This window comes from Bradyrhizobium xenonodulans (genome assembly GCF_027594865.1).
GTDB lineage: Bacteria > Pseudomonadota > Alphaproteobacteria > Rhizobiales > Xanthobacteraceae > Bradyrhizobium > Bradyrhizobium xenonodulans.
Window position 1 is genome coordinate 2,490,991 of sequence record NZ_CP089391.1, and the last position, 14,880, is coordinate 2,505,870.

Genomic DNA, 14,880 nt, shown 5'->3' on the forward strand with positions numbered 1-14,880 from the left:
CGTTTGGGAGCTGGGCGAGGGGCGGCAACTACCGCCGCACAGCGTTCCCGCCGACCAGCACCTGCGCGAAGCGCTGCGCACCTTCCGCCGACAGATCCGACGTCACTGCACGGGCGTGATCGAGTCCGACCACGGCGCCGTGCGGGGTTTCCGAGATCATGTTGTTGTTGACGAGCGCTGTGCCGGCGCCCGGCATCACGGAGACGCCGACGCCGGCGAGGGCCTTGCGGATCACGTTGCCGGTGATTGCGACGTCGCGCAGATATTTGCCCCAGCCGGCGACGATGCCGTAGGACGGCGCATTCTCGATCACGTTGCCGGTCACCGAACTATCCGCCTCGATGTAGATGCCGACGCCAGCATCGTCGTCGGGCGCGGTGCCGATCGGCCGTTTCGGGATCAGGTTGCGGATGATGTTGCCCTGGACCACGGCGATGCGGCCGCCCTCGTTGAAATTGCAGACGGAGACGCCGACGGCGGCGCCGTCGACAATGTTGTTGGCGATCACGGCGGCCTCGAACGCGAACTCCGAATAGAGCGCGACCTCGCGCACGTCGCTGACGCTGTTGCCGGTGATGTGAATGTTGGATGCGGAGTTGCCGCGGACCGCGGAGTAATCGCAATTCCTGATGCGGTTGCCGCGCACGATCACGTTGCCGGCGCGGAAGGCGTTGATGGCGTTGCCGTACTGGCCGGAGCCGCCGGGGCCGGCCTTGATGTCCTCGATGCGGTTATCAGTGACCAGCGTGCCGTCGTCGCCGATCGCGGTGCGCAGGATCTCGATGCCGTTGTCGTTGGTGCCAATGATGGTATTGCGGGACACGCTGAGGCCCCTGGCGTCGAATGAGACCACCGCCGTGACCGCGATGTTGGTGAAGATATTGCCAGAGACATCACCGGACACCTGCTCGAGCCAGATGCCGCTGCCGCCGGAGCCGGTGATCTCGCAATCGGTGATGCGGACGTCACGCCCGCCGAGGGCGTGGATCAATCCGCGCCGGGTCGGCAGCGGAATGTCGCCGCCGTCGAAGGTGATGCCGGTGAGGCCGATTGCGTCGGAGCCGTCGCTCTGGATTGCCGAGGCGCCGCCGGTAAAGACAAGCTTGGTCGCGCCGCGCACGCCAATGAGTTGGGCGCCGTTCGGCAACCGCAACAATCCGCTGCGGTAGATGCCGGGCGGCAGTGCCAGCGGCATCTGCACCCGCGCGGCTTCGTCGATGGCGCGCTGGAGCGCACGGGTCTGATCCTCGCTGCTGCCGGGCCGCACGCCATATTGCGTGGCATCGCGGCCGAGCAGGGACGTCAGCGGCGCCGCGCGCGCGGCATCGGCCGGCATAGCCAGTGCGCCCGCGATGCCTGCGGTGGAAGCTCCGATGAGATGACGGCGATTGAGGTCCATGACGCGTCCTCCGGCGGACGCGGGGGTCCGCGGCGATTAGGTAGCGTAGGGCGGAGGCGGTCGTGAGGATTGTTGGCGGTAGGGTTAAATGTTTACGCAAAGCGAGCTGCCGTAGGGTGGGCAAAGCGTAGCGTGCCCACCATCGTCACAACAGATGCGGACGTATGGTGGGCACGGCGCAATGCGCCTTTGCCCACCCTACGAAGCCGGCGTGTTCCGCCCCTTCCGCGCCAACCCCGCCATCTCCATCAGCATTGCTTCCCCCGCGTCGACCAGCTCCTCCAGCGTGATCCGCGGCGCACCCCTGCGCCGCACGGCGCCGCTGCGCGCCAGCAGGGGGATATGGATGAAGGCCGCGAGCTGCGGCCCGCCGGCCCTGACGTTCTCGATCGCGCGCCAGCTCAAATAGTTGCAGAGATAGGCGCCGGCATCGCGCGAGGCGCGCGCATCGATGCCGGTGAGACGCGCGGCGCGCAGCAGCCTTGCCGTATGCGGACCGAAATTCATCGCGTCGGCGGTGCCTGTGATACCGCGCTTGCTCGAGCGGGTGTTGGCGGCATCGGGCCACAGCATGGTGACGGCGTTGCGTGCGCGGGTCTCGATGCGCAAATAAGGCGTGCGCGCAGCGAGGCCGAACATCAGCAGCGCATCCGGCTTTTGTGCTGCGAGCACCTCCGGCAATTGCCGGTCGACCGCGGCATAAGTCACCGGAAAGATGTGGCTCGACAGCACGACGTCGTCCAGTGCCGGCCGGCGCAGCTGCGCCAGCCGCGCCACCAGAGGCTGCGTCGGGTTATAGGGCGCGCCGGGGAACGGTCCGAAGCCGGTGAGGAGAATGCGGAGCTTTTCGCTCATTGCAGCAACTCCAGAATCTGCTCGGCGGCAAGCGCCGGCGTGAGATGGCCGTCGGCCACTTCCGTCTCGATTTTCCGGACCTTGGTCCGCACCGATGCCTCGCTGCGCAGCCGCGCCAGCATGCGCTGCTCCAGCATCGACCACATCCACTTCACCTGCTGCTCGCGCCGCCGCGAGGCGAAATCGCCGGACGCATTCATCGCCTTGCGGTGATCCAGAACTTTCTGCCAGAGTTTTGCGATGCCGTTTCCGGTCAGCGCCGAATAGGTCTCGACCGGCGGATGCCAGTGCTCGGACCGCGGCGTCAAAATGTGCAGCGCGCCGCGATAGTCGGCGGCGGTGATGTTGGCGCGCTTGAGATTGTCGCCGTCGGCCTTGTTGATCGCGATCATGTCGGCGAGCTCGACCAGGCCCTTCTTGATACCCTGCAATTCATCGCCGCCGCCCGGCAGCATCAGCGCAAGGAAGAAATCGGTCATGTCGCAGACCGCCGTCTCGGACTGGCCGATGCCGACGGTCTCCACCAGCACGACGTCGAATCCGGCGGCCTCGCACAGCAGCATCGCCTCGCGCGTCTTGGCCGCGACGCCGCCGAGCGTGCCCGAGGACGGCGAGGGGCGGATGAAGGCATGGTCAGAGGCCGCGAGCTGCGCCATCCGCGTCTTGTCGCCGAGGATCGAGCCGCCGCTGCGCGCCGAGGACGGATCGACCGCGAGCACCGCGACCTTGTTGCCCTGTTCGATCAGGTAGGTGCCGAGCGCGTCGATGGTGGTGGATTTGCCGACGCCGGGCGATCCCGTGATACCGACACGAAACGCCTTGCCGGTGTCGGGCAGCAGCATTTGCACCAGCTCGCGCGCCAACCCTTGATGGTCGCCGCGCCGGCTCTCCACAAGCGTGATGGCCCGCGCCAGCGCCGCGCGGCTGCCCGCGCGCAGGTCGCGGGCGAGGGATTTGATGTCCAGCGAGGCTTTCTTCTCAGTCATGCCCTGCTTTACAACGCCACGGCGGGGCAGGCGAGGGCCGCCCGCCCCATATCACCTGCCCGTTGCCGCCGCTGTCTGCGCCGGTTTCACCTTCCGCCACACCCACACCATCACCGGCCAGAGCAGCGCGCCGATCGCCATCGCCGCGAGGATGGCGGCAACCGGGCGCTCGAAGAAAGGCAGGATGCTGCCGTCGGACTTGATCAGCGAGGTGACGAAGGCCTGCTCGACCATGGTGCCCATGACGATGCCGAGCACCATGGCGGCGACGGGATAGCCGTTGGCTTCCATCACGTAGCCGATCACGCCGAAGGCGGCGACGGTGACGACGCCGAACATGTTGTTGCCGATCGCGAACGAGCCGACGGCGCAGCAGAGCATGATGATCGGCATGATGGCGGAGCGCGGTGCCAGCAGGATGTAGGCCGCGACGCGGATCATGGCGATGCCGAGCGGGATCATCAGGATGTTCGCGATGATGAACATCAGGTAGATCGCGTACATGCTCGACGCCTTCTCGGTGAACAGCGTCGGGCCCGGATTGAGCCCCTTCATGTAGAGCACGCCGATCGCGATCGCGGCGATGGTGTCGCCGGGAATGCCGAACAGCAGCGAGGGCACCCAGCCCGAGGCGATACTGGCATTGTTGCTGGCGCCGGCCTCGACCAGGCCCTCGACATGGCCGGTGCCAAATTTCTCCGGCTCCTTGGAGAAGCGCTTCGACATCGCGTAGGACACCCAGGCGGCCATGTCAGCGCCGGCGCCCGGCAGCACGCCGATGATGATGCCGACGATGTTCCCGCGCGTCATCTGCCAGTGATACAGTTTTGTGAGCTTCCACTGGCCGGCCATGATGCTTCCGAATTTTCGCCGCGGCAGGGGCGGCGGTTCCGGCGTCAGCATCGCGCGCATCACCTGCGCCACCGCGAACACGCCGACCAGCGCCGGGATCGGCTCGATGCCGCCGAACAGGTCGGTGATGCCGAAGGTGAAGCGCGGCACCCCGCCGGGATTCTCGATGCCGATGCAGGAGACCAGCAGTCCCAGGAACATGCCGGCGATCGCCTTCACCGGCGAGGAGCGCGCCACCAGGGTGGCGCACATCAGGCCGAGCAGCGCCAGCCAGAAATATTCGAAAGTCGAGAACGACAGCGCGATCTCGGCGAGCGGCGGCGCCAGGATCATCAACGACAAGACGCCGGCGATGCCGCCGACGGCGGAGAACCAGACGCCGGCACCTAACGCGAGCTCGGCCTGGCCCTTGCGCGTCATGGCATAGGCCTCGTCGGCATAGGCGGCCGACGCGGGGGTGCCGGGAATGCGCAGCAGCGCGCCGGGAATGTCGCCGGAGAAGATCGCCATCGAGGACGCCGCGACGATGGTCGCGATCGCCGCGATCGGCGAGAGATAGAAGGTGACGGGCACCAGCAGCGCTGTCGCCATCGTCGCCGACAGGCCCGGCAGCGAGCCGATCACGAGCCCGTACACGGACGCCGCGAACATCGCGATGATGACCTCCCAGGTGGAGATCAGGGCGAACGCTTCAATGAGGGTCTTGAGCATGGATCACCAGGGCGTCGGCAGCAGGCCGGCGGGAAGCGGCACGCGCAGCAGCTTGCCGAAGATGAGGTGGATGGCGAACGGCGACAGCGCCGCAAGCGGCAGCGCCAGCTTCCACTTCGCCCCGAGCGCGGTCGAGGTGACATAGACCATGATTGCCGCGGTGATGATGAAGCCGAGCCGGTCGGCGGCGGCCACGTAGAACAGCAGCAACGCCGGCGGCAGCAGGGCGCGCAGGCCGTAGAGCTTGCTCTGCGGCGGCGGCGCGGCCGCCACCTGGCCGTCCTCGAGCGGCACCAGCTCTTCCTCCTCCTCGAAGGAATGGCCGATGCCGAACACGATCGCGAGCCCGCAGAGCACGAGCCCGATGCCGATCACGAGCGGAAACACGTTGGGGCCGACCGGCTGCCCCGGCACCGGCGGCAGGATATAGCCGCCATAGGCGGCGGCTGCGCCGAGCACGACGAGAAACGATCCCGTGACGGAGTCGGGAAGACGCATGGGGAAGTCCTGTAAGTGTCCTTCTCCCTCTCCCCGCTTGCGGGGAGAGGGCTGGGGTGGGGGGAGTCTCCGCGAAGACGGTGAGAGTCGGACTCGCGGAGAGTCCCTCTCACCCGAATTCGAGCGGAGCTCGAATTCGACCTCTCCCCGCAAGCGGGGAGAGGTGAAAGATCACGCCTTGCTCAGGCCGGCCGCCTTCATCGCGGTGCCCATCTGGGCATCGCCCTTGTCCATGAAGCTGGCGAACTCGCCGGCATCGCCCCACACCGTGCCGAAGCCGCGATTGCTCATGAAGTCCTTGAACTCGGCGGAGTCGTAGACCTTCTTCAGCGCCGCGGTGAGCTTGGTTGCGATCTCCGGCGGCAGGTTCTTCGGCGCGCCGATGCCGCGCCAGGCGCCGGTTGCGTAGTCGATACCCATCGCCTCCTTCAGCGTCGGCACGTCCTTGAAGATCGGGTTGCGCGCCGGCGCCATGATGGCAAGGCTCTTCGCCTTGCCCGCCTCGATGATCGCGCGCGCCTCCGGCACCGAGCAGGTGGTGAGGTCGAGGCCGCCGGCGGCGAGATCCTGCATCGCGGGCGCCGCGCCGTTCGACGGCACCCAGGCGACCTGGTTGGCGGGCAGGCCCATCGCCTGCATCCAGCCGACCAGCGCCAGATGCCAGATGCCGCCCTGGCCGGTGCCCGAGGCCTTGAACTTGCCGGGAGGCGCCGCCTTGATCGCCTCGGCGAGCTCCTTCACCGTCTTGTAGGGCGAGGAGGAGGGGACCTGGATGCCCGGCGGATCTTCATTCATCAAAGCGAGGGGGGTGTAGCTCTTCGGCGTCAGCTCGGTCAGGCCCTGCCAGTGCATCATCGAGATTTCGACGGTGAGCATGCCGATGGTGTAGCCGTCCGGCTGCGCGGTCGCGATCGCGGTGTGACCGACCACGCCGGAGCCGCCGGTGCGGTTGACGACGTTGAAGGGCTGGCCGAGATCCTTTTCCAGCAGCGCTGCGACGATGCGTGCGGTCGCGTCGGTGCCGCCGCCCGCGCCCCAGGGCACGACCACGGTGACCGGCCGCGCCGGATAGGCCTGTGCGCGTGCAGGTGCGAGGCCGAATGCGGCGGATGCGGCGACCGCGGCGGATGAAGCCGCAAAGGTGCGGCGGGTAATCTTGGACATTGAATGCCTCCCAGCGGCGCCGTGACATCGGGCGCTCTTGTCAATGAAGGCATTCTAGTCGGCTTTGCGGCACCGCCGCAAGGTAGCGCTACCACGGCGTTGTGAGCAACGCGGCGCAGCTCGAATCATGGTCACTGCGGCTCGTCCGCGTCGCCCTTCGGCCGCGCGCCGCCGAAGATACGAGACCCTTCCGCGGTGAGATACGGCTTCAGCGTCTCCCACGGCACGAATGCGACATATTCGCCCTCGGCGTAGGAGCCGACCGCATAGGGCGGATAGTGGAAGGTGAGCCCGGAGCTCTTGCCCGCTTCGGTCGACGGCGCGAGCGTCACCGCACCGATTTTGAGCAGGTTCGGTTCGAGGCCCTTGAACCACTCGTCGGTCGCGGTCTCGCTGGCGTCGCGCTTCGTCTTCTCGGCTTTGAGAGAGGCGATCACGGCCTGCACCATCGCTTTCATGGTCGGGCCTTTGGCGGCGGTCTCGGTGAATAACGGCCGGATCGAGATGCGCTTGTTCGCGGCCTTGTCCCACAGGATCGTGTCCACCTCCGAATTGGGATGCGCGGCATGGGTGTCCATGTAGTCGTTGCGCAGGATGCTGACATAGCGGTCATCGACCACCGAGCGGAGCGTGTATTTGCGCTCGAAATCCCAGCCGCCGTCCTTGAAGAATTGCGGATCCGCCTTGCGCGAGGCGGCAGCTTCCGTCGCATTCTTGCCGAGCCATTTCCTGCCTTCGGCGAGGCAATTGGCCGCCAGTGCCGCATCCGCCTTGATCTTGTCGTCGAGGAAAACGCGCGCCTCGATGCTCTTGGTCTTGATGACGGCGTCGGGCTTGGGGTCGGCGGCATTTGCGGGGCCGAGCAGCGCGCCGCAAACTGCGACCGCAGCCAGTGCGCGCATGACCGTTGGCGCGAGAAACATCACGCAAAATCCTTCTTGTCGGAAGATCGTCGGCGACCGCTACTCTGCCGCCTCGCTATGCCCTAGCCGCGCGTTCAGCTTGCGGATCAGCTCTTCGGCCGCATCCGCGATCACGGTGCCCGGCGGGAAGATCGCCTCCGCGCCGGCGGCATAGAGCGCGTCGTAATCCTGCGGCGGCACCACGCCGCCGACGATGATCATGATGTCGTCGCGGCCCTGCTTCTTCAGCGCGGCCTTCAGCTCCGGCACGGCGGTGAGGTGCGCGGCGGCGAGGGAGGAGACGCCGAGGATGTGGACGTCGTTCTCGACCGCCTGGCGCGCGGCCTCGTCGGCGGTGGCGAACAGCGGTCCGATGTCGACGTCGAAGCCGATGTCGGCGAACGCGGACGCGATCACCTTCTGGCCGCGGTCGTGGCCGTCCTGGCCGATCTTGGCGACCAGGATGCGGGGGCGGCGGCCTTCGGCTTCCTCGAACGCATCGATCAGCGCCTGAACCTTCTCGACCTGGTTGCCCATGCTGGACGCCTCCCGCTTGTAGACGCCGGTGATGGATTTGATTTCGGCGCGGTGGCGGCCGAACACCTTCTCCATCGCGTCAGAGATTTCGCCGACGGTGGCCTTCGCGCGCGCCGCATCGATCGCGAGCGCGAGCAGATTGCCGTTGCCTTCGCCGGCCGAGCGCGTCAGCGCGGCAAGCGCGGCATCGACGTCCCTCTGGTTGCGCTCGGCCTTCAGCCGCGTCAGCTTGTCGATCTGCAAGCGCCGGACGTTGGTATTGTCGACCTTGAGGATGTCGATCGGCGCTTCGTCGGTCGGCTTGTATTTGTTGACGCCGATCACGGCCTGCTTGCCGGCATCGATGCGCGCCTGCGTCTTCGCCGAGGCTTCCTCGATGCGCAGCTTCGGCACGCCGGCCTCGATCGCCTTGGCCATGCCGCCAAGCTCCTCGACCTCCTGGATATGGCCCCAGGCTTTCGCGGCAAGGTCGCGCGTGAGCCGCTCGATATAATACGAGCCGCCCCAGGGATCGATGATGCGGGTGGTGCCGCTCTCCTGCTGGAGGAAGAGCTGGGTATTGCGGGCGATGCGCGCCGAGAAGTCGGTCGGCAGCGCCAGGGCCTCGTCGAGCGCGTTGGTGTGCAGCGATTGCGTGTGGCCTTGCGTCGCCGCCATCGCCTCGACCGTTGTGCGTATCACGTTGTTGAAGACGTCCTGCGCGGTCAGCGACCAGCCCGAGGTCTGGCTATGCGTGCGCAGCGACAGCGAGCGTGGGTCTTTCGGATTGAAGGGCTTGAGCAGCTTCGCCCAGAGCAGGCGCGCCGCGCGCAGCTTGGCGACTTCCATGAAGAAGTTCATGCCGATCGCCCAGAAGAACGACAGCCGCGGCGCGAAGCGGTCGACGTCGAGCCCGGCGGCAAGACCGGCACGCAGATATTCGACGCCGTCGGCGAGCGTATAGGCGAGCTCGAGGTCCTGCGTCGCGCCGGCCTCCTGCATGTGATAGCCGGAGATCGAGATCGAATTGTATTTAGGCATCTTCTGCGAGGTGTACGCAAAAATGTCCGAGATGATCCGCATCGAGGGCGCAGGCGGATAAATATAGGTGTTGCGCACCATGAACTCTTTCAGAATGTCGTTCTGAATGGTGCCCGACAGCTTCTCCGGCGCCACGCCCTGTTCGCCGGCGGCGGCGACGTAGAGCGCGAGGATCGGCAGCACCGCGCCGTTCATGGTCATGGACACGCTCATCTGGTCGAGCGGAATCCCTGCGAACAGCGTGCGCATGTCGTAGATGGAATCGATCGCAACACCGGCCATGCCGACGTCGCCGCCGACGCGCGGATGGTCTGAGTCATAGCCGCGATGGGTGGCGAGGTCGAAGGCGACCGAGAGGCCCTTCTGTCCGGCCGCCAGGTTGCGGCGGTAGAACGCGTTGGAATCCTCCGCCGTGGAGAAGCCGGCATATTGCCTGACCGTCCAGGGCTGGTTGACATACATGGTCGGGTAGGGGCCGCGCAGGAACGGCGCGATGCCCGGATAGGTCTCGAGGAAATCGAGCCGGGCGAGATCAGCCTCGCCATAGGCGGGCTTCACCAAAATGCCTTCGGGCGTCAGCCACGGCTCGGCGCTGCCGGCAGGGGCAGCGGTTGCGGCGCGCTCGAAGGCGACGTCAGCGAAATTGGGAATGCGGCTCATGGTTTCAACCATATCATAGGCGCTCAATCATGATCCGGATGCTGATGGCTGACGATGGTTGCCATCTTCTCCGGTCCGTAATTCTGTTGCGTCGTCTGGCTCGGCAGATTGGAGATGCCGACCACCCAGCCGAGACGCGATTCCGTTCCGTATTGCCGGGTCGGCACAACGTGGTCGGGGCGATCGAAGGCGCCGGTCATGATCTCGATGCGGTCGCCGTCGATGCGGGCAAAACTGAGAGGCGTGCCGCAGGCGGCGCAATAGCCGCGATCGGCGATCGAGGAGGAGCGGAAGAACGACGGCTGCCCCTTGGTCCAGGCAAAGTCGGTCTTGTTGATGTCGGCGAAGGAGGCGAACGGCGCGCCGCTGGCCTTTTGGCACATCCGGCAGTGGCAGATCGAAACCCGGTTCGGCGCAGTCGTCACGGCAAAGCGCACCGCCCCGCATTGGCAGCCGCCGGTGAGAACGGGTTTGCTGGCCTCGGTCATGGCTGCTCCATCCGAAGGTAGGCGTCTTGCAGAATGGCAAGCGCGTCGCCCCCGGCGAAAACAAAACCCGTGACGCCGGCCGCACGGAGTGCCGCCTCGGCCTCAGCCGGGCGACCCGCCAGATAGATATGTCGCGCGCCTGCGGTTTGCATGGCCCTGGCCGCAGCTTCTGCGTGTTCCGCATAGACCTTGTCGCTGGAACAAAGGCAGGCAAGCTGGGCGCCGGAGGCCTTGAAGGCGGCCGCACACTTGGCCGGGTCGGCAAAGCCCTCGCTGTCGAGGGCCTCGATGCCGCCGGCCTCGAAGAAGCTCTTGGCAAAGGTCGCGCGCGCCGTGAAATCGGCCGGCGTGCCGAGATTGGCCAGAAACATTTTTGGCCGCGCGCCGCGCGCCTTCAACGCCGCGTCCGATTTGTTGCGCAACGCCTCGAACGGTTCCGTCAGCCGGATCGGCGGCAGCGCGTCGAATTTGTACTTTTGCTCGCCATAGGGTGCGAGCGCGACCGGAATCGCCTTCAGCACCGTTGTCTCGCGCTCATGCAGATTCGGAAACTCGGTGGCGCCGGTCAGCACGTCGCGGCGCTTTGCGATATTGGCGTCGCGCGCTTTTCGCGCGGCCGCGACTTTGCTCTGGAATAGGCCTTGCTGAAGCGCAGCAAAAGCGCCGCCGGTTGTCTCGCTCTCCTGGAACAGTGCCCAGGCCGCCTCGCAAAGCTGCGCTGTCAGCGTCTCGATGCCGCCTGCGCCGGCGGCGGGATCGTTGACCTTGGCGAGGTTGCTCTCTTCCAGAAGCAGGAGCTGCGTGTTGCGCGCCACGCGCCGCGCGAATGGGTCGGGCAGCCCGAGCGCCAGCGTATGCGGCAGCACCGTGATCGCGTTGGCGCCGGCAAGGCCCGCCGCGAATGTCGCGATGGTCGCCCGCAGCATGTTCACGTAGGGGTCGCGCTGCGTCAGCATGCGCCAGGCCGTATCGGCGGCGATGAACAGCGGTTTCGGCGTCAGCCCGCACGCCGTCTCGACGCGCGCCCATAGCAGCCGCAGCGCGCGGAATTTGGCCATGGTCAGAAACTGGTCGGCATCCGCGCAGAGCCGCGCATAGACCATGTCCTGCGCCTGCTCCAGCGGAATGCCGGCGCCTTCGATCGCGCGCAGGTAAGCGACGCCGCAGGCCAGCACGAAGGCAAGCTCCTGCACCTCGGAGCCGCCGGCGTCGTGGATCACGCGCCCGTCGGCGGACGCAAACGGTCCCTTGAAGCCGAGCGCGGCAAGACCCTTGATGGCGCCGGTGACGGCGGGAGCGATCTCCTCCCAGGCATAGGGGCTGTGGCCCCACACCGCGCCGGCCGCGAGCGGATCGAGCCCGAAGCGGATGTTGCAGGCGGCGGGATCGAGGCCGTTGCTCTTCACATATTCCGCGACATGGATCGCCGCCATCCGCGACTGCGGACCGATCTGGAGCTCGATGCCGATGCCGGCGTCGAGATGAATGTCTTTCAAAACCTTCGCGACCGCTTCCGCCGTCGGTTCCAGGCCGAACCCGTGGGCGCCGCTGCCGCCGGCGAACACCAGCGCGAGACCCGTTGCGCCGTTCTCGAGATCGGTCAGCGCCTGCGCATTCGCCGCCGCCGCATCGGGATGGTCGATCCGCTGCATGATCTGCCACGGTGCAGATGCGGGCCGCCCCACCACGGGCGCAACACCGCTGGCGCGCGGATAGAGCGGCTCGATCTGGATGCCGTCATAGGTCTTGCCGACCAGCTTCTCGAACGGCGCACCCTTCAGCACGCCGTCGACCAGCTTGCGCCAGTCTTCGACAGTCGCCTTGGGAAAATCGGCCGCCAGCTTCAGGTCGTCAGTCAAGGAGGTCATACGGACAGGGGCTCCCGAAAATCTTGTTATTCGCAGGCGAAATTGCCACGGCGGACCGTCCCTGCAAACGGTTGTTTTTGGTTAACCGGTATCCGGAAGCCGCTCAATGCCTTGCGTCGAGACGCTGGCAAGCCCGTCACGCACACGAATGCCCGAGATCACGCGGTCGGGCGCGATCTCGGCGAGCGGCACCAGCACGAAGGCGCGCTCGAACAGGCGCGGATGCGGCAAGGTCAGGTCGGGCTTCTGCAAGCTGACATCGTCATAGGCGATCATGTCGAGATCGAGCGTGCGCGGTCCCCAGCGCCTTGCCTTCTCCCGCGTCCGGCCGAATTTCTGCTCGACCTTCTGCATCACGAACAGCAGCGCATGCGGATCGAGGTCGGTCTCGATCTCGACGCAGGCATTGATGAAGGGATTTTGGTCCTCGTCGCCCCAGGGTGGGGTGACGTAGTCCGAGGAACGCGCGACCACCGCGGCCTGCGCCATGCCGCAGATGTGGGCGATCGCCTTGCGGAATGTCGTGCGGACATCGCCGACATTGCCGCCGAGTGCGATCAGCACGCTCGCCATGGTCAGGGATGCCGCGAGCGCGTCAGCACGATGCCGACATCGTCGAAGATCGCGGCGATCGGCGCATGCGGCTTGTGCACGGTGATCTTCACGGCGCGAATGCGGGGGAAGTGCGACAGGATGGCATCGGCGACCGCGCCGGCGGCACGCTCCAGCAGCTTGTAATTGGTGTTCTTGAACGCCGCCGTCGTGGTCGCCACGACCTCGGCGTAGGAAACGGTGTCGGAGAGCCGGTCGCTGCGCGATGGCTCCGACAGGTCGGTATAGAGCTCGAGATCGATGACAAAGCGCTGGCCGACTTCGGTCTCGTGATCCATCACGCCGTGGCGGGCATGGATCGACAGTCCAGTGACGAAGATCGTATCGGTCATTGCTTGCTCTCGATTGCGTTTGCGACCCGCAGGGCCTGCAAGGTCTCGGCGACGTCATGGGTCCGGATGATCTTTGCGCCCTTCTGCGCGGCGATCAGATGCGCGGCGATCGAACCGGCGAGCCGGCCCGATGGCTCCGACGGCGACACCGAGGCGATGAAGCGTTTTCGCGAGGCGCCGACCAGGACGGGCAGGCCGAACATGTCGAGCTCGCGTAAGCGCGCCAGCGCGATCATGCTCTGCTCGGCCGTCTTGCCGAAGCCGATTCCGGGGTCGAGCACGATCTTGTCGCGGGCGATGCCGGCCGTTGCGGCGATATCCAGTGAGCGCAGGAAGAATGCTTTCATGTCTGCCACGATGTCGATGGCGGAATCGACGCTGTCGCGGTTGTGCATGACGATGACGGGAACGCCTTTCGCGGCGACCAGCGGCGCCATGCCGGCGTCGCGTTGCAGGCCCCAGACATCGTTGGCGATGACCGCGCCCTGGTCGAGCGCGAAGGCCACGACTTCGGCCTTCATGCTGTCGATCGACACGGGGACGCCCAGCGCCGCCACGCCTGCCAGCACCGGCTTCAGCCGGGCCAGCTCGTCCGCCGCCGTGACCGCTTTGGCGCCCGTATAGGGCCGGGTGGACTCGGCGCCGATATCGATGATGTCGACGCCATCAGCGATCATTCTCCGCGCCCGCTGAAGCGCCTGGTCGGGCGCGATGAACTCGCCGCCGTCGGAGAAGGAATCCGGGGTAACGTTGAGCACGCCCATCACCGCCGGAATCGGCCGTTCCAGCAGCGTCCGCAGCACTTCTAGCCCGGCCGAGCCGGCCGGCGGGACCGATGGGGAGGGCGAGGCGTTCATGGGCCCGCTTTAGCGGTCGGGGAGGATGAGTTCAAGGCGGGAGGGGGGCTGCTGCGAGCCTCCATCTCTCACCGTCACCCTGAAGCGCTCGCCCCTTCGGCGAGCCTCGAAGGATGACGGCCCGGTTCTCCCCGTGCAGCGGCAGCGGTGGCCGTGCATCCTTCGAGGCTCCGCGTGCGACGCTATGCGTCGCTCGCCTCGCACCTCCAGCGGCAACCGCTTCGCGGTTGCGCGGGATGACGGAGAGAGTAGGCGACCTAATACGAAATCTTCGGCGCGAGCTTCTTCGCCTTGGCAATGATGTCGCCGACCGATTTTTCCGACGGCAGGATGCGGACCAGCTTCTTCTTCTCGTTGGCTTCCCGCATGCTCTGGGCCAGCCTTGCCGGATTCCGATAGGCGAGCTCGCGCACGGTGGTGACGCCGGCGGCGCGGACAAGGTTGACCTTGGCGCGGCCCATGCCGGGGATGCGCATGTAGTCGGAGACGTTGGCCCATTCGAGCAATTGCTGCTCGCTGATGCCGGTCCTTGTGGAGAGCGCCTTGCGGCCCTTCACGGTCGAGGCCGCCTCGAGCAGCGCGTCGGTCGTGCGGATTCCTTGCGCCTTCAACTTGTTGGCGGCAAAGGCCGGCAGGCCCTCAATCTCGGAGATCGGATATGTCATGATACTCGATATGAAATGCGTCGCTCAGGCGAATTGGCTGAGGCCCCGCGTCCCCGCGATGATCTTGCCCATCTGATCCGCTCCGATTTTGTCTCGGCCGTAGTGGAAAAGTTCACGGGAAACGTTCTGAATCTCGGACATGCCGAGTCCCAGGCCCATCAGGCGCGTGCCGACGGCCATCAGGCCGCCACCCATCAGCCGCGACAGTCCGCCGCCGCTCCTCGACGCCTCGATCGCGGCTTCCGCACCGGGAATCCGATCGATCAGGGCTTCGACGTTCTCGGAAGGACCTTCGCTGCGGAGGAAGCCCAGGATGATGCCGACGGTCTTTTCAGCGACAGCACTATCTATGCTGGCGTTTGTCGCCAGCCGCCCGATCAGCTCGTCCATAAGGCCCGCCCCTCAGCCGGTTTGCATGCCGGAATATTGCTTTCGAAAATGATCTTGAGCCGGTGTGGTGTGAAATACAAGCGA

The 14,880-nt window shown here is 66.2% G+C and carries 15 protein-coding genes; all 15 read right to left on the reverse strand.

Translation table 11 applies throughout. From position 1 onward, the window contains the following. Positions 1-28: 28 nt before the first annotated feature. The gene (locus I3J27_RS11615; protein WP_270169014.1) at positions 29-1,399 is read right to left on the reverse strand and encodes a TIGR03808 family TAT-translocated repetitive protein; all 1,371 of its coding nucleotides are present in this window, start codon (positions 1,397-1,399) and stop codon (positions 29-31) included. A 198-nt stretch (positions 1,400-1,597) separates the two neighbouring features. Then, positions 1,598-2,254: a pyroglutamyl-peptidase I gene (locus I3J27_RS11620; protein WP_270169016.1), complete on the reverse strand. Its 657-nt coding sequence runs from the start codon at positions 2,252-2,254 to the stop codon at positions 1,598-1,600. After that, on the reverse strand, positions 2,251-3,240 hold the full coding sequence (gene meaB, locus I3J27_RS11625) for a methylmalonyl Co-A mutase-associated GTPase MeaB (RefSeq protein ID WP_270169018.1): 990 nt from the start codon (positions 3,238-3,240) through the stop codon (positions 2,251-2,253). Before meaB ends, I3J27_RS11620 begins: the two co-directional genes overlap by 4 nt. A 51-nt stretch (positions 3,241-3,291) precedes the next feature. After that, on the reverse strand, positions 3,292-4,803 hold the full coding sequence (locus tag I3J27_RS11630) for a tripartite tricarboxylate transporter permease (protein ID WP_270169031.1): 1,512 nt from the start codon (positions 4,801-4,803) through the stop codon (positions 3,292-3,294). Between the two features lie 3 nt (positions 4,804-4,806). Beyond that, positions 4,807-5,301, reverse strand: a complete 495-nt coding sequence (locus I3J27_RS11635) for a tripartite tricarboxylate transporter TctB family protein (protein WP_270169033.1) — start codon at positions 5,299-5,301, stop codon at positions 4,807-4,809. 171 nt (positions 5,302-5,472) lie between these two features. After that, the gene (locus tag I3J27_RS11640; protein WP_270169036.1) at positions 5,473-6,465 is read right to left on the reverse strand and encodes a tripartite tricarboxylate transporter substrate binding protein; all 993 of its coding nucleotides are present in this window, start codon (positions 6,463-6,465) and stop codon (positions 5,473-5,475) included. Positions 6,466-6,596: 131 nt separating this feature from the next. Then, complete coding sequence (locus tag I3J27_RS11645) at positions 6,597-7,388, reverse strand: RsiV family protein (protein ID WP_370691949.1); 792 nt, start codon at positions 7,386-7,388, stop codon at positions 6,597-6,599. A gap of 39 nt (positions 7,389-7,427) precedes the next feature. Beyond that, on the reverse strand, positions 7,428-9,584 hold the full coding sequence (scpA, locus tag I3J27_RS11650; protein WP_270169038.1) for a methylmalonyl-CoA mutase: 2,157 nt from the start codon (positions 9,582-9,584) through the stop codon (positions 7,428-7,430). 23 nt (positions 9,585-9,607) lie between these two features. After that, on the reverse strand, positions 9,608-10,072 hold the full coding sequence (locus I3J27_RS11655; protein ID WP_270169055.1) for a GFA family protein: 465 nt from the start codon (positions 10,070-10,072) through the stop codon (positions 9,608-9,610). Then, a complete protein-coding gene (locus tag I3J27_RS11660; RefSeq protein ID WP_270169074.1) occupies positions 10,069-11,940 on the reverse strand; it encodes a methylmalonyl-CoA mutase family protein in 1,872 nt (623 codons plus the stop codon). Before I3J27_RS11660 ends, I3J27_RS11655 begins: the two co-directional genes overlap by 4 nt. An 81-nt stretch (positions 11,941-12,021) precedes the next feature. After that, the gene (folK, locus tag I3J27_RS11665; protein ID WP_270169076.1) at positions 12,022-12,513 is read right to left on the reverse strand and encodes a 2-amino-4-hydroxy-6-hydroxymethyldihydropteridine diphosphokinase; all 492 of its coding nucleotides are present in this window, start codon (positions 12,511-12,513) and stop codon (positions 12,022-12,024) included. A 2-nt stretch (positions 12,514-12,515) separates the two neighbouring features. After that, positions 12,516-12,884 (reverse strand): dihydroneopterin aldolase, encoded by a 369-nt coding sequence (folB, locus tag I3J27_RS11670; protein ID WP_270169078.1) that lies wholly within the window; start codon positions 12,882-12,884, stop codon positions 12,516-12,518. Beyond that, positions 12,881-13,741 carry a dihydropteroate synthase gene (gene folP, locus I3J27_RS11675; protein ID WP_270169080.1) on the reverse strand — a complete coding sequence of 287 codons (861 nt, stop codon included), beginning with the start codon at positions 13,739-13,741 and terminating at the stop codon, positions 12,881-12,883. Before folP ends, folB begins: the two co-directional genes overlap by 4 nt. A gap of 257 nt (positions 13,742-13,998) precedes the next feature. Then, positions 13,999-14,406, reverse strand: a complete 408-nt coding sequence (locus I3J27_RS11680) for a DUF4332 domain-containing protein (RefSeq protein ID WP_270169082.1) — start codon at positions 14,404-14,406, stop codon at positions 13,999-14,001. Between the two features lie 24 nt (positions 14,407-14,430). After that, complete coding sequence (locus I3J27_RS11685; protein WP_270169085.1) at positions 14,431-14,796, reverse strand: DUF2267 domain-containing protein; 366 nt, start codon at positions 14,794-14,796, stop codon at positions 14,431-14,433. Between the last annotated feature and the right edge of the window lie 84 nt (positions 14,797-14,880).